Genomic DNA, 26,106 nt, shown 5'->3' with positions numbered 1-26,106 from the left:
GAGGGGGCGCAGACATGGTGGACAGCTATCGTGTACTGGTCGTGGATGATGATAAGGAGATAAGGGACGCTATAGAGATTTATTTGAGGAATGAAGGCATTACGGTCGTGAAGGCGCAGGACGGGATCGAAGCGATTGAGGTGCTGAACGAGCAGGATATTCACCTCATTATCCTCGATGTCATGATGCCAAGGCAGGATGGGATCACAACGACGTTCAAAATCAGAGAGAGCAAGAACATTCCCATCATCATGCTGAGTGCCAAGAGTGAGGATATGGACAAGGTGTGGGGCCTACAGGTTGGCGCGGACGACTACGTTACGAAGCCGTTCAATCCGCTTGAGCTGCTTGCCCGGGTCAAATCTCAGCTTAGAAGGTATGTGACACTGGGTCATTATGACGGTGCGCAGAAGCTGGTGAACCTGAACGGGCTGACATTGGACCAGACGGCCAAGGAGGTTGCAGTTAATGGCGAGGTCGTGAAGCTGACGCCAATCGAATACAAGATTGTAGAGCTGCTCATGCTTCATGCAGGGAGGGTATTCTCCATCAGCGAGATCTATGAACGGGTGTGGAAGGAGCCGGGCTTTAATGCCGAGAATACGGTAGCCGTCCATATCCGCAAGATCAGGGAGAAGATTGAGATTGACCCGAAGAATCCGAGATTTTTGAAGGTGGTATGGGGAATTGGATACAAGATGGAAAAATAAAGCGCTCCTCGCGGCCTGGCTGCTGCTGTTTACTTTTGGGATGAGTGGAGTTTTGACCTTATTCTCGGACGGAAGCACGTATATCCGGAAAAGCTATTTTGACACGCCGGAGTTCCAGGCAGAATTGGACCGATTCATTGACTATCTGAGCTTGTATGAGCTGAGTACACTCTCCAAGGAGGAATTGAAGCAGCAGATCACGGTATCTCAAGAGGAGATTGAAGAGCACCGCTACCGCTATGGAGACTTATCCGAGCAGGTTGCGAGTATTAAGCAGCAGTATGCGGGTCAGATAGAGGAAGCCCGGGCATCAGGTGATGATGAGGTGGCGGCTTTTTATAAGGCGGAGCGCGACCGGAAGATACAGGATATTACCAAGAATTTTCAGAGTGATGACCATGTGAGGGCGAAGATCGTCAAGGAGAAGGAGCAGCGGATCGATCAGCAGTACCGGGAGTTTGAAAGCATGAAATCCGAGTTTGCTCAAGATCTGGCGGCCCTTACTTATTACTTCACAGAGACTGAAACTGGCAAAGTCTTTACCAATACAACCGTTGAAGAGCGGGCGGATAAGGGCCTAGAACCGAAGCATATGTTGTTTGTCCAGCGGTATCAATCGCTTCGTATCGAGGGCCGGTCATTCTGGTACGGTGTCTCCAGCGAGCTGGCTGAGCTCATTAGTGCTTCCAGGAAAGGCAGAGTGTTCGCCGGTGAGGTCGGAGTGCCGAAGGCAGGGTCAGAAACCGGTTATGTCCTGCAAAACTATTATGCTTACCAGACTAAGCAGACGGCCTTCTATATTTACACCATCATGGGGGCTGCCGCTTTTGCGTACAGCATCATTGTATACCGGAGAAGGAAGTACTCGTATGTTGAGGCGGCTGGATTAGAGAAGCTGGAGCCCTTCTACCGGCAGATTCCGGTTGATATAAGAGCGATTGTGCTCGTTCTTCTGGGCCTGCTGACAGGCACGCTGCTGTTGTCGGCAGACAGTAATTTCTACCGCGATGATGCCTATGGCATCCTAACCGAATCGCTTACCCATCTGGTGGTATGCACGGTATTCGTATCGCTCATTCTTGTGCAGGGGATCTGGCTGAAGCGGGAATTTAGCAGCTGGCCAGAGGTGAGCAGCGCTTGGCGTAGGGCATTCTCCCATAAGGTGTACCAGAAGCTCAAGGAAGTCTTCTTGGTCAGATCGATCGCGCTGCAATGGATTATTATGATGGCGGTTGTCTTTATCATGGGGCTGGGATTTGCCGTGTTGATGATAGAGCCGGAGCCAGAGGTCTTCATAATCTACATACTGATGCTCCTGTCCATTGGTCTTCCCATCTTGGTGGCAATGGTGAGGCGCATTGGTTACTTTAACGAGATTGTCCATCAGTCATCTCTTATGGCTGCTGGCGATTACCAACAGGACCTGCCGGTCAAGGGAAGGTCGGCGCTGGCGAAGCTTGCCGGAAATATTAACATACTGAAGGGTGGAATTCGATTATCGCAGAAGGAACAGGCCAAGAGCGAGCGGCTGAAGACGGAGCTTATTACGAATGTCAGCCATGACCTGCGGACACCGCTTACCTCAATCATTACGTATACGAAGCTGCTCAAAAAAGGCGACCTGTCCGAGGAGGACCGGACCGCGTTCGTGGAGATTCTGGACCGGAAATCACAGCGCCTGAAGGTGCTAATTGATGACCTGTTCGAGGCGACCAAGATGGCCAGCGGGCATATTGAGCTTGTCAGGGAAAGGGTGGATCTCGTGCAGCTGCTGGAGCAGGCGCTGGCGGAGTATGAAGAAGCGATCAATGCTTCTGCCCTGCAGTTCCGGACCTCCGTGCCGGATACACCGGTCATGGCAATTGTGGATGGCCAGAAGCTGTGGCGTGTCTTCGACAATCTGATCGGTAACTGTCTGAAGTATTCGCTGGACAACACGCGGGTGTATATTTCGATGAAGAATATGGGCGGCCAAGCCGTTATCACCTTCAAGAACGTAGCGAAATATGAGCTGAGTGAGAATATCGACGAGTTATTCGAGCGGTTCAAGCGCGGCGATGCATCCCGGCATACGGAAGGCTCGGGTCTCGGGCTTGCCATTGCCAAATCGATTATGGACCTGCATGACGCCCAGATGGATATTGACGTGGATGGCGATCTGTTCAAGGTTACCGTGACAGTGGACTTGGAGGGCAGATAGGTCGTGCCTCTAGACCAGTAAGGCTGGCTGCAGTGGGGCAGGAAGACCAAGGAGTGTTATACGCAGAGGTAAGCTTCATATGAAAAAGCCGGGACGCCGCCTTGAATGGCAGCTGTCCCGGCTTTATTGTGTACTTGTTATGTTCTGTCCGTGCCTTATCGTGCTCCGATATTCGTGCCGGCAGGCGTGCCAGCACCCTTCAGATCGCTTCCGCTTGTCAGGCTCAGGAAGCTGCCCAGACTAGGGGAGCCGTCACTGCTGCGGCCCACAGTTGGTGTCAGGCTGACAAAGTCCTCACTGCTTGCCAGAAGACCCTTGGCATTGACGCTCTTGTTATTCTTCCACCAGACATTACTGCCGTCTACATCAGTGCCGCTCGTCTTGTCACTTGAGCCGCCGCCGAGCGACAGGTTATTAATGAATTGATGGGTTCCGATATCAAAGGCGAAGTTGCTTTGGCCATTGTCCCAGGAGGTATTGTTCTTCATCCGGATCGTTCCCGGGTTGCTGTTGTACGTGAACCCATGCTTCTTGTTCTGGAAGGCGATGCTGTTCTCCACGATGTGGTCGACTGCGATTTTCTCCCCGCCCAGCTTGAAGCCGTTGCCGTCACTGTCGGACGTCGATGTTCCATCAGAGGTTTGGCCGTTATGATGGGCGATGCTGTTGCGAATCGTTACTGCTCCGATAGCGCCCGTCTCGGACTTCGTGTACAGATCCCAGCCGTCATCCACATTGTAAGCGGCAATACAGCCGTCGAACACATTGCCTGGTCCGACCGTAAGCTTCGCTGCGAAGCCGTCGGCGTCCTCACCGTTGTCGGGATCGAAATTGTTATGGGAATAGGAGTTGATCACTTCATTGTACTGCGGCCACTCGCTTTTGGCGGCCGTTGAGGCGTAACGTCCCATCTGAATGCCGGTATCCCGGTTGTGGTGCGCTTCAACGTTCTCAATCCGGTTGTAGTTGCCGCCGATGAAGATACCGTTGTCACCCGCACCGGTCACTTCAATGCCCTTAACGGTCCAGTAGTGGCCGAACATCTGGAGCCCGCGGTTGGCCGAGCCGAATGCTTGGGCAGAGAAATCCAGCACGGGCTTCTCACTGCCGTAAGCGACGATTGCTTTGCGAGCAGATGCGCTGCCATTGTTTCCGCGTTCAATCGTAATGGTAGAGGAGAAGCGGTAGGTGCCGCCGCGCATGTAGATCGTTTTGCCTGGTGCGATCCGGGAGAGGGCTGATTCCAGTGTTGTCGGGCTGCTTATGGTACCGGCGCTGCCCGCCGATCCGTTCGGCGCCACGAAGAGGTCGCCGTCAGCAGGAGTCGGATCCGGGTCAGGATCAGGATCGGTACCGGGGTCTGTTCCAGGATCAGGCCCTGGACCCGGATCGGTTGGCGTAGAGCCGCTGTCCGTTACGACCACATCATCGAATTTGGTCTTGGTCTTGTAGGAGACGAGCCCCACTCCGCCCGAGCTCAATGTGGAATCGGTTGCCGTAAGCTCCAGTACATCGTTGACATACAGCTTGATTGTCGAGCCGGTCATCTCCAGCTTAACGGTATACCAGACGCCAGCCGACAGCGGGTATGCCTTGGAGACGAGCGTGGAAGAGGAGCCCCCGGCCTTCCGCCGGATCTCCAGCTTGCCGCCGCTGCTGTTGTAGAGCGAAGCTGCATAATAGTTGTTGCCGTCCTTATAGCGTCCAGCGACATACGCGCGATTCGTCCCGTTGAAATCCTCTACCTTGACCCTTGCCTGAACACTGTAATCGGTCCATGACTGGTCGCCAGCCTGCGTGCGCCCTTCGCTGGTGCTTGACTGGTAATACACATAGGAGCCGCTGTCCTGCACAACAGACCAGCTTCCAGTTGTAGCATTCCACCCGGCGGCATTGCCATCGTTAAAATCGTCGCTGAACGGTGTTCCGGCCGCTGCCGAACCCGCCATTACGAAAGGAACAGCCAGTGTCAGGCACAGCACGGAAGCGGCTGTCCGGAATGTCTTCTTCTTCTTGTTCATCCAAGTCTTCTCCATTATTCATCCTCCTTGGTTTAAATAGACTAGCTCCACTGTAGATGTTCAACGTTCAAAGCGATGAATCTTAGCAGTAGGGATTACCGGTCTGCAACCTCCTCCTTTCAGTATGATTGAAGCCAAGCTGCGACTGTACTTCGGGAGCCGTTGGATGGCGGTGACGTTCTGGGCCCTCGCCCACCCAACGAGCGCAGTTCGTATTCTGCAACAGCTCCTAAATTTTATGATAGCGCATACAATTGTGCCCAAATAGTGAAATAGTCGATAAATTCCGTTCAAAAATCCGATGTCTAGCGAAATGCCCCTAACGTAAAATAGAAGAAGGGCACCGCCGGGGTGCCCTCCTCATGTCAGACTTCCTTCACTTCAACTGCCAATGCCGCTCCAGCAGCGAGCCGAATTGGTAACCCAGCTGGTGGGCTGTCTCAGCCAAACTCACAGCACCGTTAATGAGCAGTGTGCCCAACTTCGTCATAACAATGATTGCCAGCAGAAAAATAAACGGCCGAAGCTGCCAGACCAGCTTTGCAATCTCTTCTTTTTTCATACCGTTCATCACCTTCTCATCCTAAAGAAACCAATTCTTATAGTCCATTATAAGAATTAGTCATTGGGCGGTAAAGGTCTTGGAGTGGAGATTTTCCACCTACCCCTTAACAGCCCCGGCCGTAAGCCCGCTGACAATATACTTCTGGGCGAAGATATATAGGATGAGCACGGGCAGAGAGGTCAGAACAAGGTTGGCGAAGATCAGGTTCCAGTCCCGGCTGTACTTGCCGTAGAAGTTATAGACAGACAGCGGCATCGTCCAGTCCGAGCTGTCTGTCAGGAAGTAGAGCGGAATCGTGATATCATTCCATACGGCCATGAATACCATAATGGCGACTGTTGCATTAACGGGCAGAATGAGCGGCGTCACAATCCGGAAGAACACGTCGAACATGGAGGCCCCTTCGATAAAGGCTACTTCATCCAGTGCTTTCGGAATCGATTTGATAAACCCGCTGTACAGGAAGACGCTGAAGGCTGTATTCAGGGCAGCATAAATGAAGATGACACTGGTAATGCTGCCGTAGAAGCCCATCCATTGAACAACCCGGATCGTTGTGATGGTAGACATCGGGGCAATCAGTCCCATGAAGAAATAGAGATACAGCGTATTCGTCAGCTTCGTCTCTCTTCTGACCAGAATGAAGGAAGCAGAGGAAGAGAGTATGATGTTGAGAACTGAAGAGACGCCCGTAATCAGCAGACCGTTCAGAAACGCGCGTCCAAGCCCGCCTTCCTCGAACACACGCAGGTAGTTGGAGACCATCCACTTATCCGGCAGATCCAGTGTGAACCGCAATACCTCTGTGCTCGTCATGAAGGAGAAGAACACCATCATCAGCATCTTGACGGCTGAAGCATGAATATTGATTTGTTGGCGTGTTGATAAGCCGGCAACTCCTCGGAAGACAGGCTATCCCAGCGGGATGGCCTGTCTTCGTGCTGCGGTCATTCCACATCCGCCATCTGACTAATCTCCGAATCATCTTCAATAATTAGCAGGCGGCCGCCCATAACGTCATCCCCTATGTAAAACCAATGTTATATGCATTACCAATCTATCCCTCCACTTGTATACCATTTTCTTACGAAATAAGGGAACGCCAAAATCCCTGCGAACAGGGCTGACCAAACTTGTAAGCCGCAAACACCGTATAGTATGATACCGGAAGGATATGGTCCATAAGGATAAAACAGGCTGACGGGGGATTTAGCCCTGCAAGGGAAGGATGACTGGATGCCATGCTTCGTCTCAAATTGAAATATGTGCTTGCGAATAAACAAACGAGGCTGATTCTGCTCTTGACGATGGTGGTATCATTCAGCATTGCCATCTTCGGGCTTGTTTCCTATAACCAGTACAGGGAAGCGCTCGACACCGAGCTGAATATTCCTAATGTTGAGCTTCTCCAGATTAATCTGGATGTGACCAATCGTGCATTCCGTGAATCTGACGGAAAGGCAGTGGAAGCATCCTTCCATGAAGGAACACTCGATTACATTCGCTCTGAACCGGCCGGCAGCGATGCGAAGACGGCTGAGCTGCAGTCTTATTTGAAAGCCCTTTCGACGGAACCGGATATTCACTCCATTGCGGTGATCCGTCTGGATAACCGTTCGCTTGTCTCCAGTCTTCACGGATTTCAAGAGAATTGGAGCGACGCGCCAGATGCCTCCTGGAGCTCCTGGATTCACGATATCCGATCGAAGCCGCTTCTGGTGAAGCGCAGATCGCTTCATGCAGGGACTGGTGAAGATATTGAGCAGACCGAGCTGCTGTCACTGGTCAGACCCGTCACGGTGGACGGACGGATCATGGGGGCAGTAATGGTTAACCTGAGCTATGACCGCTTGTTCTCCAAGATGTACACCCATCTGACCAGCTATCAATATGTGTACAATCTGGACGGGGAGCTTATCTATCCAAAACTGAATCTGCCCGTTCCGCCAGAGGAGATGCAGAAGGTGATTGCAGCAATTGATGTGCGGCCCTTCGCTTATGTAGAGGTAAACGGCCAGGATTTCATGGCCAATCAGACCTTCTCTGATGTAACGGGCTGGCGGCTGGTCTCGCTTGTCCCGATGGATCAGCTGCTTAAGAATGTGAAGATGGTGCGCAATACGATGCTGATCCTGTCGCTGATATCCATACTCGTGGGATGCTCAGCGATGATTTATTACAACTACGCGGCATTTAGGCCGCTTAAGAGAATCAATACGCTTCTGAGCCAAGGACAGAGGCCGGTCAGCCAGGGGGATCTGTTTGAACTAGAGCAGGTGCTTGGGAAGTTGGTCGGGGATTTCCGCAGCAAGACATTAGCGGCCGAGCGGAGCCTGCCGGAGCTGCGGTCCAAGTTTATATCAGATGTCTTGAATGGGAGTATCGGCTCCCGGGAGATCAGGACCAAGTGGGGTCAGCATTTTCAGGATTGGGAGGAAGGGCCCCTCGCTGTTATGGTTGTGTCGGTTGACCGGTATGGCAAATGGACGGCAGAGCTGCAGGATGAAGACCGGATGCTCTTACGATACGCGCTGAATAATATTGTACTCGAGCTGCTGGAGCCCTCCTGGAGAGCGGTAAGCACGACCGTCCGTCAGGAGGGGCTGACGGTTATGCTCCAGCCTAAGTCTGCCGGATCAGACACCTGGATGGAAGAGCTTCAGCAGGAAGCGTCCAGACTGATTGAAGCCGCCGGACAATACCTCAGCATGTCCATCTCGATCGGAATCGGCTCCGCTGTACCCGGCATTCTTCATCTGGGGCTGTCCAGCACAGAGGCTGGCGAGGCACTGTCCTATCGGCTGTATGCGGGATATGGACAGGTGCACGGCTATGCTGGACATGAGACTGCTGCAAAAGCAGGCACCCAGCCGATCGACACAGCCTGGAAGAACGAAGTCATCAGCAGCCTGCTGGCCGCCGATTCCGGCTTGTGCCGGGAATGGATCCGCAAGATGGCGGATGAGGCGCGCAGAAGAAGGACGGAACCCTATGCTGTTTATCGGGATGCCGACGGTCTGCTGTCTGAGGTTCAGCGGATTGTGTCACAGCAGGGATTGTCCACGCCTGCTGAGCTCGCGGACTACACATGGCTTCAACTAGCGACAATGGATTTGGATGATATAGCGGAACTGCTCAGCCGGGTCACTGACCAGCTGTGCGGCGAGCTGGAGCAGCGTAAGCATTCGAAGGAATACCATCTAGTGCAGTCGATGATTCGCTATATGGAGGATAATCTGCACCAGAATATCGGTCTTCAGGATATTGCCAGCCATGTCCGTCTCGGAGTCTCTTCGGTCAGTGCAATATTCAAGGAAGAGACGGGCAGCACGGTATATGATTATCTGACTGCGCTGCGGATTGAGAAGGCATGCGGGCTGCTCAGAGACAGCCAGTTGAAGGTATCCGAAATCTCACAGCTTGTAGGCTACCATAATGAGAACAGCTTCATCCGCACCTTTCGCAAGAATAAGTCGATCACGCCGGGCAAGTACCGCGAGAGCTTCAAATCCTCCAGCGGGTATGCAGATCCGCCAAAACCGCGTGATTCCGGCGTATCTGCAGATTAATCGAAGGATTATACGATTGCCCGTGCAGCCGGGCCTGCGCTACACTCCAGTCAAGCAGCACAAACACCATTACTTGGATGATGTCTGGAGGTGGAATGGCGAGCGTGAGGGGGATTTCCCCAACTGGCGGCGCGGGAACCATTTTATAAGTAAGAGAGGGATGGCAGTTGAGAGGAAAACGTTGGTCCAAACTAACAGGATGGTGGATTGCAGCCTTGGCTGCAGTTGTTCTTGCAATCTTCATATGGAACCCGGTAGCCAGGGATACCAGTCGAAGCGGAGCGGCGGATTTCCCCAACAAGCCCATAACCTTAATTGTTCCTTACGCGGCCGGTGGAGGAACGGATGCCACGGCGAGAGCATTGGCGAAGGCAGCAGAGAAGCATATGTCACAGCCAATCGTTGTCGTGAACCGAACGGGCGGCGGCGGTTCCATCGGACTGATGGAGGGCGCAAATGCCAAGGGGGACGGCTATACCGTAACCTACCTTGTCGCAGAGCTGACGACGCTCCCGCATCTCGGCTTGCTGCCGATCACGTATGAAAGCTTTAAGCCCATCGCCCAGACGAATCTTGATCCCTCCGCCATAACGGTCAGAAGGGAAGCGCCCTGGCAGACAGCAGAGGAATTTATTGCTTATGCTAAGGAGAATCCCGGGAAAGTCAGAATGGGTAATGCCGGAACGGGAAGCATCTGGCATCTGGCTGCGGCAACCTTGGAGAGGGAGGCTGACGCAACCTTCAGCCATATCCCGTTTGAAGGAGCAGGACCAGCCGTACAGGCACTCATCAGCGGATTTGTGGATGCTGTGCCGGTAAGCCCTGCAGAAGTTAAGGCCTATGTGGACCAAGGGCAGCTTCGGACCTTGGCCATTAATGCAGACACAAAATCGGAAGCGCTTCCAGGTGTGGGGACGCTGAAGGAAGAGACAGGTATTGACGGTAACTTTATTGGCACCTGGAGAGGGCTGGGTGTGCCGAAGGATACCCCTGATGACATTACGGACCGGCTTGCCGAAGCGTTCATTAAGGGGACGGAGGAGAAGGGATTCCGCGATTATATGGAGGCGAACGGATTAGGGTTGCATGTTGAGAACGGCCAGGGCTTTCGCAGGCAGATGAAGGAGAGCCACGACCTATTCTCTGATTTAATACCTGAGCTAGGCCTCAGCAGGCAATAATCGTACTGCCCGCCCTCTCATCAAGACTAGCTTGAAAGGAACGGTGAGAGACAATGAAGATCAAACAAACCATTGATAGAATCCCTGGCGGATTAATGCTGGTTCCCTTGTTTATAGGGGCGCTTGTCCATACGTTCGCCCCGGGATCGGGACAGTATTTCGGCTCATTTACGAATGGCTTAATGACAGGTACGGTACCTATATTGGCCGTATGGTTCTTCTGCATGGGAGCGGCCATTAATATTAAGGCGACAGGCGTCGTACTGAGGAAGTCAGGGACGCTCGTCATTACCAAGATTGCAGTCGCCTGGGTGGTTGCTATTATAGCCTCCCAGCTGCTTCCGGAAAACGGCATTCAGTCCGGCTTGTTCGCGGGGTTATCTGTGCTCGCCATCGTGTCGGCTATGGATATGACCAATGGCGGGTTGTATGCCTCCATAATGCAGCAGTACGGGACCAAGGAGGAAGCGGGAGCTTTCGTGCTGATGTCGCTTGAGTCCGGTCCGCTTGTTACCATGATGATCCTGGGTACGGCAGGAATTGCGTCATTTGAACCCCATTTGTTTGTAGGTGCTGTTTTGCCGTTCCTGATTGGCTTTGTTCTGGGTAACCTGGACAGCGATCTGCGGGACTTCTTCAGCAGGGCGACGCAGACGATGATTCCGTTCTTCGGCTTTGCGCTCGGCAATACGATCGACTTGGCGGTTATTCTGAAGACAGGCGTTCTGGGTATTTTGCTGGGAGTCGCGGTTATTATCATCACGGGTATCCCGCTTATGCTGGCGGATAAATATATCGGCGGCGGCAATGGCACAGCCGGTCTAGCGGCATCGAGTACAGCGGGGGCGGCCGTGGCCAATCCGGTCATAATCGGCAGTCTGGTGCCCGAGCTGCAGCCGGCGGCACAGTCCGCAACAGCCCTGGTGGCGGCGGCCGTTATCGTGACCTCTATTATGGTGCCGATCCTGACAGCCTGGTGGGCGAACCGAATGAAAGGCAGAAAACCAGCTAAGCCGACAGACAACCGGGTTATTCCGCCAGCTTCCGAGACGGCTTAAGTAAAGGGGGAAGACAAATATGGCGAAAGTGCTGACAATCGGCGAGCCAATGGCATTATTCGTAGCCCGGCAGCAGGGCTCTCTTGAGGAAGCCGAACAGTTTGAGCGTTACGTAGCAGGCGCAGAAGTCAACTTCTCCATTGGAATGGCGAGACTCGGCCACCAGATGACCTATATCAGTCAGCTTGGGGATGACCCCTTTGGCCGCAGCATAGCACGCTTCCTGAAGAAGAGCGGCCTGGACACCACTTACGTGACCTTCAGCGGGGACAACTTCACAGGGATGCAGTGGAAGCAGAAGGTGGAGAAAGGTGATCCGGAGGTATACTCGCTGCGGCGGAATTCCGCAGCCTCCCGAATGGGGCTGCATACCATTGACCGTCTTGACTGGGAAGGCTTTGACCATCTTCATCTGACCGGCATTCCTCCAGCGCTCTCGGACAGCTGCCGGGAGCTTGTATATGAGCTGATGGCTGAGGCGCGGGCAAGGGGTGTACAAATCTCCTTCGATCCTAACCTGCGTCCGGGCTTATGGCCGGATAAGGATGAGATGTTACGGGTTGTTCAGGATTTGGCGTGCCGTGCAGATATCGTCCTTCCTGGTATAGAGGAGGGTGCGCTGCTGACGAGGGCGGAAGGGGAGCAAAGTGTGGCGGACATCTATCATGCAGCAGGTGTGAAAACGGTGGTCATCAAGCTTGGAGCAAGAGGCGCTTACACTAGCTCGAAAGGGCAGCAGTTCTATACAGAGGGCTTCCAGGTTGAGCGTGTGATGGATACCGTAGGAGCCGGTGATGGATTTGCTGCAGGTGTCGTAAGCGGTATGCTGGAGGGGCTTCCGCTGGAGGAAGCGGTACGGCGGGGCGCAGCAATTGGCGCCTTGGCGGTCATGTCGCCGGGAGACAATGACGGCCTCCCGGACAGAGCAGGACTTGAAGCATTTATGACACGGTAAGAGCTGGACAAGAGACGGGGAAGGCAGCAGCGGCAGTGACCGCTGCTGCCTTGTTTTATTGTCCCGGGCAGCATGAAATGTCAGTTGGACGATGGCCGTTTATATGGGACAGTAAGAATATTTTCCATGGAAACGTAACAATCTACAGATAGCGGCTTTAAGGGCATTGGAATGAATAGATGAGGGATGTGAATCTGATGTCAACTAAGCTTGAGACAGAGCAGCATACAGATGGACCACGGAACGTAACCGTCAGGCTGACGTCAGCGGAGATTGCCAACCTCTGGACCCAGTACATAAATGACAGCATGGCCATCTGCTTCATTACCCATTCGGTGGAGCGGGTGCAGGACCAGGAAATCCGTTCGGTACTTGAGTATGCACTCGGCTTAGCCAGAACGCATGTCGATAAAGTCAGAGCATTTATGGTAGAGGAAGGCTTTGCGTTGCCCGTGGGATTCACAGAGGAGGATATCATTAACCCCGAGGCACCTCCACTGTTTTCAGACGAATTTCTGTTGAATTATTTTTATGTCATGACACTCCTGGGTTTGACCAGCTACGCAGGTGCTCTAAGTACATCCACCCGTTCGGATCAACGGCGTTATTTTACGGCGTGCAGTACAGAAACGATGGAGCTGTTCAATAAGATTATTGACGCCATGCTGGAGAAGGGGCTGTACGTCAGACCTCCGCATATCCCTGGTTCCGACCAAGTGGATTTTGTTGAAAAACAGGGATATTTAGCAGGCTGGCTGGGAAAGCAAAGGCCGTTAAACGCCATCGAAATCAGCAGTATATTCTTCAATATGATCAAAATAGATGTAAAAATTGTACTGGAGATGGCCTTCAGCCAGGTTGCCCAATCCCCGGACATCCGGAAGTATCTGAGCAGGGGCATAGAATTGTGCCAGCAGCACTTCATGAGTTTGAGTAAAGAGTTATCAGAGAACGACCTGCCACAGCCGCGTAAATGGGAGTCGGAGATCACCGATTCCACGTCACCTCCTTTCTCTGACAAACTGATGCTGTTCCACATTGTTGCCTTAATTTCAGCTTCGGCTGCCTTCTATGGAGCCGGGTTATCGGTTTCACAAAGACGGGACCTGGGCGTTAAATATACGAAGCTGATCGCAGATATGGGATTGTATGCTGAGGACGGCGTGAACTTGTTAATTAACAGAGGCTGGCTGGAAGAACCGCCTGGGGCCAGTGACCGGGAAGGCTTGCTCAAGCAAAGATAGAAGTCGACCAGAGGCAGCATGAATAGAGCCGGCACAAACTGCGGGCTCTATTCATGCTGCTAGGTACTTTGCCCAGTTCACTGTTTCCGCCAAGAGTAACCCCGTCCCGTCAGCGAAGAACTGCCCGCCGCGGGTAGAATGACGGGTGTTCTATATTTCCGCGAGTGCTGTGGTAAAGTTACCCTTATCGACAAAACACGTAAAGTCGATTACAATATTTGTGACAGAAAGTCAATATATAATTGGATTATCTACTTAGGTGCTTTATTCAAAATGGGGGCTCAACTGTGGCTACAACGGAAAAACCCGAATTCATCCAACAAGCGAATCTGTTTTGTAAGCACATCGGTCTTAATCCGAAAGAGATTCCTCATCCTCAGCATATATTATCGCCCGCTGAACTAGACGGCAAGCGTGAAGAATACGATGAAATATTGTCTGTCGTAAGCTTCTTCGGCGAGAAAATTCTCCACTACCTGGCAGGCACGCCCCTTCTCATATCTGTTGCCAATGATGAAGGCTTTATTCTTCATATGATGGGCGACGAGACGATTAAGAAGACCATCCATGACCTGGGCATCAAGCCTGGCGTCCAATTCACGGAAACCAGTATGGGGACGAACGTTGTCAATTTGTCGCTAAAATATAATGAGTCTCCAATCCAGCTGATCGGCGACGATCATTTTCACGAATACTTGCATGGCACCGCCTGTTATGCAGTGGCCTTTCACTATTCGGATGTTAATGACCTGCTGGGAAGCGTCATTATCATGACAGCCAAGGAATTTCAGAACCCGATGATGGTTACCATGCTAGCGACCACAGCGGATTCTATTGAGCGGGAGCTGCTGCTCCGCAAGCAGAACCGTAAGCTGAATATATTAAACCAGATTATTACGGACAATACCCGTAATGGTATTATCCTGACGAACCGCAACGGGGAGATCACCACGTTTAACCAATACGCGGAGCTTTTTACGGGTAAATCGAGAGAAGATATGCTCGGTACCAGGGTCGAGGAGCTGGGCTCTATGGGCGAATATATTCACGAAGTCATGCATAACGGGAGAATCTTCGAGGATGTGCAGATGACCTTTGAGCCGGGTTCTTCTCTGGACAAGCAGGTATGCCTGTTTGATGCCTACCCGTTATACGATGAGAAGAAGCAGCTCCTAGGCGCCTTCGGGCAGTTCAGGAGCATTACAGAGCGGGTGAAGGCAGAGGAGCGCTATAACTATCTCGCCAACCACGATGATTTAACAACGCTGCCGAACCGGCGTTATTACAAGAATAACGCGACCCTATATATCCAGCGGGCGAGCGCGACAGGCAGCCAGGTGGCTATAGTATGTCTTGATCTGGACCGCTTCAAGATCATTAACGATTCGCTGGGCCACTCAAGCGGAGACATGCTGTTGACAGTTGTGGCTGAGCGGATGCTTAAGGTTCTTGTCCCCGGGGAGTTTGTCGCCAGAATGGGCGGCGACGAGTTCATGTTCGCATTCCCTTCTATTGTGGACAAGGAGGAAGCGTTGGGGCGGGTCCGCGCCATATTGAAGATTTTCGATCAACCGTTCAGCTTGAACGGGTATGAGTTTCACTTGTCTGCAAGCGCGGGCATTTCCATCTATCCTGAGGATGGTCAGGACCTGGAGAGCCTGATGAAGGCAGCGGATACCGCCATGTACAGTGCGAAGAGCCGGGGACTGAATTCCTATGCGCTCTATTCGCCGGACATGAATACGAGCACCCGCGAAAAAATGATACTGGAGAGCTCACTCCGCAAGGCCATCGAGCAGAACGAATTCAGGCTGTTTTACCAGCCTCAGGTGGATATACAAAGCGGGGAGCTTAAAGGGGTGGAAGCGCTAATCCGTTGGCAGCATCCCACCAAGGGACTGCTGACGCCGGATCAATTTATCCCCATTGCAGAGGAAACAGGAATTATTAGCCAGATCGACAAATGGGTGCTGCGCACAGCCTGCATACAAAATAAGAAGTGGCAGGAGCAGGGACTGCCATCGTTCCGGGTGTCGGTGAACCTGTCTTCACAGGAGTTCCTTGATGAGAGCTTTGTTGATGCTGTTCATATGATCCTCGAAGAGACAGGTCTGCAGCCAAAGTATCTCGACCTGGAAATTACCGAGACAATGACGATGAATGTCAACCATGCTATCCCGATGCTCCGAAAGCTTCATGCGCTTGGCGTTCAGATCAGCATGGACGATTTTGGGACAGGGTACAGCTCGCTCAGTTATCTGAAGAATTTCTCAATCAACCGGTTGAAGATCGATCAGAGCTTTGTCCGGGATATCTCGAAGGAAACCAATGGCACTAATATTGTAAGTATCATTATTGCTATGGCCCACAGCATGAACCTGGAAGTCGTCGCTGAAGGGGTAGAGGAGAAGGAACAGCTTCGTTACCTGCAGGTCCGCAAGTGCGATGAGGTTCAGGGCTATTATTTTAGCCGGCCCATACCCGGCGAGGATTTTGAACAATCGTATTCTGAGCTTATCTCCAAAATCAAGAAGCTGTACTGAAGACTATCTAGGGGGAAAATCTTATGCCAACTGTTAGCAATATGCTGGTTAAGCATCTAATAAGCTGGGGTGTTACCCATGTATTTGGCATACCCGGCAAGCCAGTGACTCCCCTTGTGCTTGACATGGACAACGCGGGTATTACATTTGTGCTGAGCAAGCATGAGGAGGGGGCCGGACTGCAGGCGGCAGGCTATGCGCTGGCCCGTGGTTCTCTCGGAGCGGCGGTTGGAACGGCGGGTCCGGGGGGTATTAATATGCTGACAGCGGCAGGGCAAGCACTCTTCTCCCAAGTACCGGTTCTGTTCATAACAGGGTCGCCGCCGATTCGAGAGGCCGGGAAGGTTCTGGGTCAGGACAGCACGATGTTTGGCACCGATCTGGTTAAGATGTTCGAGCCGGTTACGAAGTTTAGCGCGCGGGTAGACCGCGCAGAGGTATTTAGAAGCTATCTTGAGCATGCAATCGAACAAGCATATACAGGTGTTAGGGGACCCGTTCATCTCTGCATTCCGCTAGATGTGCTGACCGAGCAGGTGGAAGACTTCGATATCCGTCTTCCGGATGCTTATCCGCAGGTGATCGCTTCGAATCTTGAACATGTCGCCTCCCTCCTTGCCTCTTCAAGAAGACCCCTGCTGCTTGTAGGGGGAGCGCTGCACGCACAGCACGCCTATGAGGAAATCGAGGCATTCGCTACCCGGTGGTCCATCCCGGTCGCGACCACTCCGGGCGGTAAGGGCGCAATCCGTTCGAATCATCCGCTGTCTCTTGGGCCTTATGGTCTCGGGGGCAGTGAGATGGCAGATGCTTATCTGCAACAGGGTGTCGATCTCATGGTGGTGGTTGGAAGCCAGTTGAGTGACCTGGAAATTCCGGGACTGCAGCCTGCTCAGTACCCCAAGCATATCATCCACTTCGATTATGAAGCCAGGTTCATCGGAAAAGCGCTGCCGGTTGCTGTTACGCCGGTGCTTGGCAGTATTCGCGGCAATCTGCAGGCGCTGCTTGCCAGAGCAGAGAGCACGGCGCATTCCAGAGAACTGCCGGCAGTCTTGACTGCTGCGGCTGCCAGTGAAGCTGCGGCTTCTGATGATGAGGCAGCTGGTCTGCTGCAGGGCAAGCAGGTTATGGAGACGCTGCGGGAGGAGCTGCCGGCAGATACCCTGATCTATGGCGATGCGGGAAGCCATTCCTTCTACGCGATCAGGTATCTGGATATTCAGGTACCCGGAACGTTTTACTTTGAGGAAGTATACGCGACGATGGGCCGTGCAATCGGCTATGCGGTCGGGGCCAAGCTGGGAATGCCTAACCGTGTTGTTGCCTGCCTGTCGGGTGACGGCTGCATGTTCATGAACGGTACGGAGGTATCCACAGCGGTGAACCATGATGCGCCTGTCCTGTTCTTCGTTGCCAATAACCAGCGGCTGGATATGGTGGATAAGGGAATGGGCCGGCATTTGGGCAGAGCGGTCGGTACGAAGTATCAGGTGCCGCTTGACGCTGCAAAGTTTGGTGAGGCCATGGGCGCAGCCGGTTACCGATGTGAGACGGTGGAGGAGCTGCGGCACGCCATCCGTGATGCGCTGCAGCAGAACCGGACAAGCGTTATCGATATTATAATGGATCCGGATGAAATTCCGCCGACGATGAAGAGGGGCTAGGGGAATATGACCAAACAATCGGAGCAAGCGAAGCTTGACCAGATCAATCCGCAGCAGACGAATCAGGAGCGCTATCAGACCGGAATAGATACGCTGCAGACGATGGTTGGAGATCAAGGTGTAAGCATGATTAAGGAAATCGGAGCATTCTACCCGGACTTTGGTCGTACCTTGGTGGCCTTCGGTTTCGGGGACCTGTATTCACGGGGGGTTCTGGATCTAAAGCAGCGCGAAATTATTACGATCACTTCGCTGATCACACAAGGCGCTATGGAGCAGCTGTCATTCCATGTCCATGCGGCGCTTAACGTTGGATTGAAGCCGGAAGAGATCCTGGAAATCGTCCTTCACTGCGGCGGCTATGCGGGATTCCCGAAGGCATGCGGAGGGCTCAATGTCGTCCGGAGGGTATTCGAGGAGCGCGGTATTACGGTTCCGGGCGGCGAGGGCAGAGCGGCCGACTAACCGGCAGTACGGCAGCCCTCTATGGAACATCTTAGCTGTGTGAATGGGTTTTTCGGCATGATTCTTTAAGGTCATGAGGGAAAGCCCTTTTTGTTTTGGGATATTATCTTTCCCTAACAATTTTTACATGGAGATTAGTAAGTTCCCACTATAGAAGGGTGGATGTTTATGGTAATATAAATCGAGTGTCTGCATAATTCGACAAATTAGGCCTTGAAGCTGATGGAGCAGGTGAAGATGGAGCAAGAACTAATAATTTATATCCTATTGATCCTCACAGGTGCGCTGTTAAGTCTGGGATTATGCATTTATGCAGGGGTCCGGTTAAGATACGCTCCTGGGGGCATCTATTACATTCTCATGACCTTCATGGCGTCAGCGTTCGGTCTGGCTTACCTGTTCGAGCTGACCAGTCCAACACTTGAGCAAATCGCTTTCTGGCTGCGCATTGAATATATACCGCTGCCCTTCATCCCCGTGTTCGCCCTGCTGATGTCCCTGGCTTATGCCGGCCGCAAGCTTAAAGGTTGGGTCAACTGTGTTCTATTGCTGATTCCGATGTCAACAACAATTATCCAGATAACCAACGATGAGCATCACCTTTATTATACATCGATGAAGCTGCGGGCTGATGCGCCTTTCCCGATTGTCCAGCTGGAGCATGGCCCCTATTTCCATGTGCATTCTGTCTTTCTCTACGGATGTATGGCTGCTAGTGTCATTGTGCTGCTGCTGGAGCTTCGCAAAGTTTCTTCCCGGTTTCGCGTAGAGCTCCTCCTTATGGTTGCGGGGCTTACGATACCGGTGTTCGCAGCTTTCTTTTACATCGGGGGCAGCAGTCCCTACGGGATTGATCTGGGTCCTGTATATTTGAGTGTGTCCTTTGTACTGCAGAGTATCGCACTTCTACGGTACCAGATGTTCAATGCCGTTCCGATCGCCCGGGATTTGGTATTTGAGAATATGAGAGAGGGTGTCCTGGTTCTGAATGAACGGGGGGAAGTTACCGACTATAATGCGGCCATGCCGGATGTTATTCCAGCATTAACGCCACTTGCGGTGGGGCAGTCCATTCATCGGCTTTCGGCCGGAGAAGAACAGTTGGCTGAGATTTTCCGGCAGTCCCGGGAGTCAGATTATGAGGTAATTCGAGAAGGCGCTAAGCTGCATTATCATATCCGGTTTTACCCGATACAGCAGAAGAGTGGTAGATCGGGTACGATTGTTTCCTTCGTAAATATGACAGACCGCATACAGATAGAAGCGCGCCTAAAGTATCTGGCGAGCACCGATAATTTAACCCAGCTTCTTAACCGCGCAGCGCTGCTGGATCAGTCGGAGCATGCGATTCAGGAACTGTCCGGTCAGAACGGCGAGCTGGCGGTCATCATGTTCGATATTGACACCTTCAAACAAGTGAATGATACGTATGGGCATGGTGCTGGTGATACGGCATTACAATTGGCGGCAGCGGCTGCGCGGGATGTGATAGGGGGCAGGGGGATTGCCGGGCGTTATGGCGGTGATGAGTTTATTCTATGTATACCTAATGCCTGCAAGAGAGAGGCAGCAGAGCTGGCGGAGCAGATCCGCAGGAAGGTTGCCGAAGCGAGGCCAACCCTGGGAAGCCGGCAGATTCACATTACTTCCAGTTTTGGGGTGGCGAGCGCCCGGGTCGGCAGGGGAGATGACAGCCAGTTAATGCATGCTCTGATCCAGCAGGCGGATACCGCCTTATACACAGCGAAGAAGATGGGCAGGAATTGTGTACAGGTATATGAGGATAAGACTGGCGCCGAGGTCCTCTGACCTATTAGAGGTGGAAGGCAGCCCCTGTGGTAGAAATGTTCGAGGGTTTACTCTGTCCGGAAAGCTCCCTATGATAGAGAAGCACAGACGAAGGTTGGACCAGAAGATCCATTTACGGCACCTATTGGGTCCAAGTATTCCGGAAGGCTTAATTGCAGGGTTGAAGCTGTAGAGATTGGATTAATGATTACGAGGAAGAAGCCTCCGGTAGCCGGGGCTTCTTTTTGCTGTTGGGCCGTTCAGCCGGGTAACCGTAGAATGGCGTGTTGAATAGGGGGAACAGTGCTATAATAGAGTTAGAAACAAAGTAAAAGTTAGTTATGGGGGTCTATCGCTGCGCCGCAGGCTTAGCGGATCCAGCATTGCGACCATAGGGTCGAACTATCAGGAGGGATGCGAGAATGGAGATTGGAATAAGCACATTTGTTGAGACTTCACCGGATGTTCAGACGGGCCAGGTCATGAGTCACGCGCAGCGGCTGCGTGAAGTTGTTGAAGAGATCGTATTGGCGGATAAGGTAGGTCTTGACGTGTACGGTGTAGGCGAGCATCATCGCAAGGATTACGCGGCATCCTCCCCGGCAGTAGTACTGGCAGCTGCAGCCTCCCAGACGACTCGTATCCGTTTGACAAGCGCGGTTACCGTGCTCTCATCAGCTGACCCGGTACGCGTGTTTCAGGACTTCGCTACGCTGGATGGGTTATCGAATGGGCGTGCAGAGATCATGGCAGGGCGGGGATCGTTCATTGAGTCATTCCCGCTGTTCGGCTATGACCTGGAGGACTATAACGAATTATTCGATGAGAAGCTGGAGCTGCTGCTTAAGCTGCGCGCTTCCGAGAAGGTATCCTGGCGGGGCGGTCACCGGCCGGCTATACAGAACCTTGGGGTGTATCCACGGCCTGTACAGGACCCTCTCCCGGTGTGGATTGGAAGCGGAGGCAACGCGGAGTCAGTCGTGCGCGCCGGTCTGCTTGGTCTGCCCTTGGTACTGGCTATTATCGGCGGAAGCCCGCTGCAGTTTGCGCCGCTCGTACAGCTGTACAAGAGGGCAGCAGCGCAAGCCGGCCATGATGTATCGAAGCTTCCGGTAGCTTCCCATTCCCATGGCTTCATAGCGGAGACCACGGAACTGGCTGCTGACAAGTTCTTTCCCTCCACACAGCAGGTTATGAACCTGCTTGGACGCGAACGGGGCTGGGGTCATTATGACCGTGGTTCATATGATGCGGCGCGCAGCGTTGAAGGAGCTTTGTACGTAGGGGATTCGGAGACGGTCGCCCGGAAGATCATCAATCTTCGCAAGCATGTAGGTATTACGAGGTTCTTCCTGCATGTGCCGCTGGGTACCATGCCGCATGAGGATGTCATGCGGGCAATCGAGCTGCTGGGAACTGAGGTTGCACCGAGAGTGCGGGAGGCAGTTGCACAATGGGAAGCGGAGTCGGGTGGTAACGTGTAGGATGGCGGGAATGTACTCCAGGGGGTATAACTTCCGGGTGCTTGGTCACATTTGAGTTACTGTATCTAACATACGCAGGTAAAATTAGACCTTATGTTATATTAATTGACATAAGGTCTAATTTGTTTCATATTATGAATAGGTGAAGACGGCTTAGAAGGCCGCACCAATTGCGTACATGAGTGCCCACATCTTGTCAGGCATAGAGAACTTTAGTCTGTTCTGTGTGATTGAATCGAAGTGTGAGGTGAGGAGTTGACTATTTTAAAGCATACGCCGCTATTTTCGCTCTATGCGGAACACCCGGGAATAAGGTGTATCGACTTTGGCGGTTGGGAGCTGCCGGTACAGTTCAGCGGCATCGGAGCAGAGCACGCTGCAGTGCGCGAGCGGGCAGCGTTATTCGACGTTTCCCATATGGGCGAGATTTGGGTCACAGGCCGTCAGGCGGAAGCTTATGTGCAGCAGATGACAACCAATGATGTAACCCGCTTAACCGACGGTGCTGCACAATACACATTAATGTGCAATGCGGAAGGCGGTACGGTGGATGATCTCCTCGTCTACCGGGTATCAGCGGAGCGGTACATGCTGGTGGTGAATGCCGCCAACATTGATAAGGATTATGAATGGCTTCAGCAGCATCTGCTGCCAGGCGCTGCACTCGATAACCGCTCTGAAGCGACTGCGTTGCTTGCCCTGCAGGGTCCCTTGGCCGGTACGGTGTTATCCCGGCTTACGGACGCCCCCGCTGTACACGGTTTGGCGCCATTCCACTTCCTTCCGGAGGCAGTGATTAGCGGCTGCAAGGTGCTGTTGTCGCGGACCGGGTACACAGGGGAGAACGGCTTTGAAATCTATGCGAATGCCGCAGATGCCCCGGTGATCTGGCGGGCAATAATGCAGGCAGGCGAGCCTGCAGGATTGGTGCCGGCCGGCCTCGGTGCTAGGGATACACTCCGGTTTGAGGCTGGGCTTCCGCTGTACGGGCAGGAGCTCTCCCCAGCGATTTCACCGCTGGAAGCCGGGCTCGGCTTGTTCGTGAAGCTGGATAAGGATGGCGGCTTTATCGGGCGGGAAGCCTTGGTGAGGCAGAAGGAAGCAGGCCTCAAGCGGAAGCTCGTCGGCATTGAAATGCGGGAAAGGGGTATTCCCCGCTCCCATTATCAGGTCTATGCAATGGGCAGGCCTATAGGCGAAGTGACATCAGGAACGCAGTCGCCGACGTTGAAGCGTAACTTGGGGCTTGCTCTTCTGGAGATTGGTTATACAGCGGTTGGAACAGAAGTTGAAGTGGATATCCGGGGCAAACGGCTTAAGGCCGAAGTAGTGAAGACGCCATTTTATCGCAGGCCACTGTCTGGCAAAGGAGTTAAGTGATGAATAAGCATCGTTATCTGCCTATGACGGATGAGGATCAGGCTGAAATGCTGGCCGCCATTGGCGCAAGCGAGATTGAAGATTTATTTGCGGATATTCCGCCCAAGGTGAGGTACCAAGGTACTCTCCGCATGTCTGGGGCCATGAGTGAGCCGGAGCTGCTGCAGCATATGAAGGAACTGGCAGGCCGCAATAGGGATGCGGAGCGGTATACCAGCTTTCTTGGGGCAGGACTATACGATCATCATATCCCGGTCGTCATACCGCATATTTTATCAAGGTCAGAGTTCTATACCGCTTATACACCTTACCAGCCGGAGATTAGCCAGGGCGAGCTGCAGGCTATATTCGAGTTCCAGTCCTATATGTGCGAGCTGACGGGTATGAAGGTAGCCAATGCCAGCATGTACGACGGGGCGACAGCGTTGGCGGAGGCAGCTGCACTAGCCAGTGCAGCCACAGGGCGCAGCCGGGTTCTGCTATCCAGCACGGTTCATCCGGAGGCGAGGGCTGTCGTGAAGACCGCTGCCAGGGGTCTGGGGCTGGAAATAGTGGAGATCGGATACTGCGGCGGGGTAACCGATCTGAACGAGCTGGAGAACATGGCTAGCGACGAGATAGCGGCTGTTCTGGTTCAGTCGCCAAACTTCTTCGGCTGTATTGAAGATATCCAAGCCTGCGGCCGGATTGTTCATGCCCGCGGCGGACTGTTAGTAACCAGCTGTAATCCGTTATCACTTGGACTGCTGGAAGCGCCGGGGAATCTGGGGGCGGATGTTGCTGTAGGCGACGCACAGCCGCTGGGCATCCCGGCATCGCTGGGCGGTCCGACCTGCGGCTTCTTCGCCGTATCCGAAGCGCTTATGCGCCGAATGCCCGGACGTATTGTCGGACAGACGGTTGATAAGGAAGGGAAGAGGGGGTATGTGCTGACGCTGCAGGCGCGGGAGCAGCATATCCGGCGGGAGAAGGCGACCTCTAACATATGCTCTAATCAAGCACTGCTCGCTCTCTGTGCATCTGTTTATTTGTCTGTCATGGGAAAAGCGGGCTTGCAGGAGGTAGCTAAACAAAACTATTGCAAGGCCCGCTATGCCGCTGGCCGGGCGGCTACCGAGCCGGGTTTGTCGCTGGCATTTGAGGCGCCTTTCTTTAATGAATTTGTCATTAAACTGCCGGAAGGCACATCACCGGATGACCTCTCCGCCAAGCTTCTGCAGGCTGGCTACATAGGCGGCCTGGAGCTTGGGCGGGAATATCCCGAGCTGGCGGGCCATATGCTGGTCGCGGTAACCGAGCGCAGATCGAAGGCGGAAATTGATGGCTTTATTAGCGAAATGGGGGCTGGATGATGAAGCCGGACAAAGCATTGATCTTTGAGATGAGCAGGCCTGGACGGGTTGCTTATTCGCTGCCGGAATGTGATGTGCCGGAGTGCGATGCGTCAGAGGATATCCCTGTGCATTTACTGCGAAGCAAGCCTGCCGGGCTGCCGGAGGTTTATGAAGTTGATGTCATTCGGCACTACACGGAGTTGTCCCGCCGCAATTTTGGCGTGGATAACGGCTTCTATCCCCTAGGCTCCTGCACGATGAAATATAATCCGAAGCTTAACGAGGAGGCTGCCCGCCTGGCGGGGTTTGCGCGGATTCATCCTTACCAGCCGGAAGAGAGCATTCAGGGAGCGCTGGAGCTCCTCTATACGCTGCAGCAGGATCTGGCCGAGCTGACGGGTATGGATCAGATGACGCTGCAGCCTGCGGCCGGCGCGCACGGGGAATGGACCGGCCTTATGCTGATCCGGGCCTATCATGAAAGCCGCGGCGAGAAGCGGACCAAGGTGATTGTGCCGGATTCTTCGCACGGAACGAATCCGGCAAGCGCCACGGCTGCGGGCTTCGAGACGGTAACGATTCCATCGAACAGCAAGGGGCTGGTTGATCTCGACAAGCTTCGTGCTGCTGCAGGGCCGGATACAGCCGCCCTGATGCTGACGAATCCGAACACACTGGGGCTGTTCGAGGAGCAGATTGTGGAGATAGCGGCCATTGTCCATGAGGCCGGGGGCTTGCTGTACTATGACGGTGCCAATTCGAATGCCATTATGGGCATAGCAAGGCCGGGCGATATGGGCTTTGACGTGGTGCATTTGAACCTGCACAAGACGATGAGCACCCCCCATGGAGGCGGAGGACCTGGGGCCGGCCCGGTCGGTGTGAAGAGCAGGCTGATTCCCTTCCTTCCGAAGCCTGTCGTCAGCCGCCGGGCGGATGGAACCTATTACTGGGACTATGACCGTCCGCAATCCATCGGCAGAGTGAAGGCCTATTACGGAAACTTCGGCATCCTGGTGCGGGCTTATGCATATATCCGCAGCTATGGCCCAGAGGGACTCAGACGGGTGTCGGAATGCGCCGTGCTGAATGCCAACTACATGCGGATGCGGCTGGCCCCTTACTTCGATGTTCCCTACCCGGGCATCTGCAAGCATGAATTTGTTCTGTCCGGCAAAAGGCTGAAGGCGTACGGCGTGCGGACGCTGGATGTAGCGAAGCGGCTGTTGGATTTCGGCTACCATCCGCCGACGATATATTTCCCGCTGAATGTAGAGGAATGCCTGATGATCGAGCCGACGGAAACCGAGAGCAAGGAGACCATGGATGCCTTCATTGATACAATGATTCAGATAATCCGTGAAGCGGAGACGAACCCGCAGCTGCTGCTGGAGGCCCCCCATACCACAATCGTGAAACGGCTGAATGAGACACAAGCGGCTCGCAAGCCTGTTTTAAATTGCACTTGCGGCTGACAGCCGGACCGCCAATATCAAGTGAGGGAAAAGGAGATTGCGTGATGAGTGATATTAAGGAAAATTACGTATACAGCAGAGAGCATGAGTGGGCGGCAAAGGCAGAGGGTCAGATTGTACGCATTGGCATATCCGATCATGCACAGAGCCAGCTTGGCGATATTGTCTTCGTAGAGCTCCCGCAGCTGGGAGCGAAGGTTGATGCCGGTGACAGCATCGGTTCGATCGAGTCGGTGAAGACGGTATCCGAGCTGTACAGCCCGGTCAGCGGAACGGTTAGGCGGGTTAATGAGACGCTGCTTGAGCAGCCGGAGCTGATTAACGAACAGCCGTATGAGGGCGGCTGGATTGCCGAGGTGGAAGTCGAAGGCCAAGTGGGCGAGGCGCTCGCAGCGCTGCTGACAGCTGAGCAGTACCGGGAGCTTGTGGAATAGCACGTTAGCCGCAGAAAAGGGCGAAGGACAACT

At 53.4% G+C, this 26,106-nt stretch carries 18 protein-coding genes and 2 pseudogenes; 16 read left to right on the top strand and 4 right to left on the bottom strand.

Translation table 11 applies throughout. The features are described 5' to 3' along the window. Positions 1–17: 17 nt before the first annotated feature. Complete coding sequence (locus L1N82_RS12415) at positions 18–710, top strand: response regulator transcription factor (RefSeq protein ID WP_235287841.1); 693 nt, start codon at positions 18–20, stop codon at positions 708–710. Next, the gene (locus L1N82_RS12410) at positions 688–2,910 is read left to right on the top strand and encodes a histidine kinase dimerization/phospho-acceptor domain-containing protein (RefSeq protein ID WP_235287700.1); all 2,223 of its coding nucleotides are present in this window, start codon (positions 688–690) and stop codon (positions 2,908–2,910) included. Before L1N82_RS12415 ends, L1N82_RS12410 begins: the two co-directional genes overlap by 23 nt. Before the next feature lie 155 nt (positions 2,911–3,065). On the opposite strand, the pseudogene L1N82_RS12405 reads toward L1N82_RS12410, so the two are convergent. The 4 genes and pseudogenes from L1N82_RS12405 to L1N82_RS12390 all read right to left on the bottom strand — a co-directional run. After that, positions 3,066–4,235, bottom strand: a pseudogene (locus L1N82_RS12405) (right-handed parallel beta-helix repeat-containing protein); the annotation flags it as partial. 99 nt (positions 4,236–4,334) lie between these two features. Then, positions 4,335–4,859, bottom strand: a pseudogene (locus L1N82_RS12400) (LamG domain-containing protein); the annotation flags it as partial. A gap of 448 nt (positions 4,860–5,307) precedes the next feature. Next, positions 5,308–5,502 (bottom strand): hypothetical protein, encoded by a 195-nt coding sequence (locus L1N82_RS12395; RefSeq protein WP_235287699.1) that lies wholly within the window; start codon positions 5,500–5,502, stop codon positions 5,308–5,310. A 90-nt stretch (positions 5,503–5,592) separates the two neighbouring features. Beyond that, entirely contained in the window at positions 5,593–6,312 is a 720-nt protein-coding gene (locus L1N82_RS12390) for a carbohydrate ABC transporter permease (RefSeq protein ID WP_235287698.1), read from the bottom strand. A 425-nt stretch (positions 6,313–6,737) separates the two neighbouring features. Between L1N82_RS12390 and L1N82_RS12385 the strand changes: the two genes are divergently transcribed. From L1N82_RS12385 to gcvH, 14 genes are all read left to right on the top strand, one after another. Then, positions 6,738–9,065: a helix-turn-helix domain-containing protein gene (locus L1N82_RS12385; protein ID WP_235287697.1), complete on the top strand. Its 2,328-nt coding sequence runs from the start codon at positions 6,738–6,740 to the stop codon at positions 9,063–9,065. 236 nt (positions 9,066–9,301) lie between these two features. Beyond that, positions 9,302–10,246 carry a tripartite tricarboxylate transporter substrate binding protein gene (locus L1N82_RS12380; RefSeq protein ID WP_235287840.1) on the top strand — a complete coding sequence of 315 codons (945 nt, stop codon included), beginning with the start codon at positions 9,302–9,304 and terminating at the stop codon, positions 10,244–10,246. Positions 10,247–10,299: 53 nt separating this feature from the next. After that, a complete protein-coding gene (kdgT, locus tag L1N82_RS12375) occupies positions 10,300–11,304 on the top strand; it encodes a 2-keto-3-deoxygluconate transporter (RefSeq protein WP_235287696.1) in 1,005 nt (334 codons plus the stop codon). A gap of 19 nt (positions 11,305–11,323) precedes the next feature. Continuing rightward, positions 11,324–12,259, top strand: coding sequence for a sugar kinase (locus L1N82_RS12370; protein WP_235287695.1), 936 nt, complete (start codon positions 11,324–11,326; stop codon positions 12,257–12,259). A gap of 197 nt (positions 12,260–12,456) precedes the next feature. After that, positions 12,457–13,503, top strand: a complete 1,047-nt coding sequence (locus L1N82_RS12365) for a DUF3231 family protein (RefSeq protein WP_235287694.1) — start codon at positions 12,457–12,459, stop codon at positions 13,501–13,503. Between the two features lie 287 nt (positions 13,504–13,790). Then, on the top strand, positions 13,791–16,046 hold the full coding sequence (locus L1N82_RS12360) for an EAL domain-containing protein (RefSeq protein ID WP_235287693.1): 2,256 nt from the start codon (positions 13,791–13,793) through the stop codon (positions 16,044–16,046). A 23-nt stretch (positions 16,047–16,069) separates the two neighbouring features. Then, a complete protein-coding gene (locus L1N82_RS12355; RefSeq protein ID WP_235287692.1) occupies positions 16,070–17,713 on the top strand; it encodes a thiamine pyrophosphate-binding protein in 1,644 nt (547 codons plus the stop codon). 6 nt (positions 17,714–17,719) lie between these two features. Then, positions 17,720–18,178 carry a carboxymuconolactone decarboxylase family protein gene (locus L1N82_RS12350; RefSeq protein ID WP_235287691.1) on the top strand — a complete coding sequence of 153 codons (459 nt, stop codon included), beginning with the start codon at positions 17,720–17,722 and terminating at the stop codon, positions 18,176–18,178. Between the two features lie 237 nt (positions 18,179–18,415). Beyond that, positions 18,416–19,987, top strand: coding sequence for a histidine kinase N-terminal 7TM domain-containing diguanylate cyclase (locus L1N82_RS12345; protein ID WP_235287690.1), 1,572 nt, complete (start codon positions 18,416–18,418; stop codon positions 19,985–19,987). 401 nt (positions 19,988–20,388) lie between these two features. Continuing rightward, complete coding sequence (locus tag L1N82_RS12340; RefSeq protein ID WP_235287689.1) at positions 20,389–21,450, top strand: LLM class flavin-dependent oxidoreductase; 1,062 nt, start codon at positions 20,389–20,391, stop codon at positions 21,448–21,450. 255 nt (positions 21,451–21,705) lie between these two features. Further along, a complete protein-coding gene (gene gcvT, locus L1N82_RS12335) occupies positions 21,706–22,830 on the top strand; it encodes a glycine cleavage system aminomethyltransferase GcvT (protein WP_235287688.1) in 1,125 nt (374 codons plus the stop codon). Continuing rightward, entirely contained in the window at positions 22,830–24,182 is a 1,353-nt protein-coding gene (gene gcvPA, locus L1N82_RS12330) for an aminomethyl-transferring glycine dehydrogenase subunit GcvPA (RefSeq protein WP_235287687.1), read from the top strand. The genes gcvT and gcvPA overlap by 1 nt, the downstream gene beginning before the upstream one ends. Next, entirely contained in the window at positions 24,182–25,639 is a 1,458-nt protein-coding gene (gene gcvPB / locus L1N82_RS12325; protein ID WP_328284479.1) for an aminomethyl-transferring glycine dehydrogenase subunit GcvPB, read from the top strand. Before gcvPA ends, gcvPB begins: the two co-directional genes overlap by 1 nt. 44 nt (positions 25,640–25,683) lie before the next feature. Continuing rightward, positions 25,684–26,073: a glycine cleavage system protein GcvH gene (gcvH, locus tag L1N82_RS12320; RefSeq protein ID WP_235287685.1), complete on the top strand. Its 390-nt coding sequence runs from the start codon at positions 25,684–25,686 to the stop codon at positions 26,071–26,073. Positions 26,074–26,106: the final 33 nt, after the last annotated feature.

The organism is Paenibacillus tarimensis (assembly GCF_021532315.1).
GTDB lineage: Bacteria > Bacillota > Bacilli > Paenibacillales > Paenibacillaceae > Paenibacillus_I > Paenibacillus_I tarimensis.
The sequence above is the reverse complement of the archived record's forward strand: the minus strand, read 5'-3'. Positions and strand labels throughout refer to the sequence as shown.

Bases quoted from the DNA above. Each gene is read 5' to 3' on its own strand.
- gcvPB (WP_328284479.1), top strand. From the start codon at position 24,182: ATGAAGCCGGACAAAGCATTGATCTTTGAGATGAGCAGGCCTGGACGG.
- L1N82_RS12365 (WP_235287694.1), top strand. From the start codon at position 12,457: ATGTCAACTAAGCTTGAGACAGAGCAGCATACAGATGGACCACGGAAC.
- L1N82_RS12385 (WP_235287697.1), top strand. From the start codon at position 6,738: ATGCTTCGTCTCAAATTGAAATATGTGCTTGCGAATAAACAAACGAGG.
- L1N82_RS12395 (WP_235287699.1), bottom strand. From the start codon at position 5,502: ATGAACGGTATGAAAAAAGAAGAGATTGCAAAGCTGGTCTGGCAGCTT.
- L1N82_RS12370 (WP_235287695.1), top strand. From the start codon at position 11,324: ATGGCGAAAGTGCTGACAATCGGCGAGCCAATGGCATTATTCGTAGCC.
- L1N82_RS12355 (WP_235287692.1), top strand. From the start codon at position 16,070: ATGCCAACTGTTAGCAATATGCTGGTTAAGCATCTAATAAGCTGGGGT.
- gcvH (WP_235287685.1), top strand. From the start codon at position 25,684: ATGAGTGATATTAAGGAAAATTACGTATACAGCAGAGAGCATGAGTGG.
- L1N82_RS12350 (WP_235287691.1), top strand. From the start codon at position 17,720: ATGACCAAACAATCGGAGCAAGCGAAGCTTGACCAGATCAATCCGCAG.
- kdgT (WP_235287696.1), top strand. From the start codon at position 10,300: ATGAAGATCAAACAAACCATTGATAGAATCCCTGGCGGATTAATGCTG.
- gcvPA (WP_235287687.1), top strand. From the start codon at position 22,830: ATGAATAAGCATCGTTATCTGCCTATGACGGATGAGGATCAGGCTGAA.
- L1N82_RS12345 (WP_235287690.1), top strand. From the start codon at position 18,416: ATGGAGCAAGAACTAATAATTTATATCCTATTGATCCTCACAGGTGCG.
- L1N82_RS12390 (WP_235287698.1), bottom strand. From the start codon at position 6,312: ATGACGAGCACAGAGGTATTGCGGTTCACACTGGATCTGCCGGATAAG.
- L1N82_RS12340 (WP_235287689.1), top strand. From the start codon at position 20,389: ATGGAGATTGGAATAAGCACATTTGTTGAGACTTCACCGGATGTTCAG.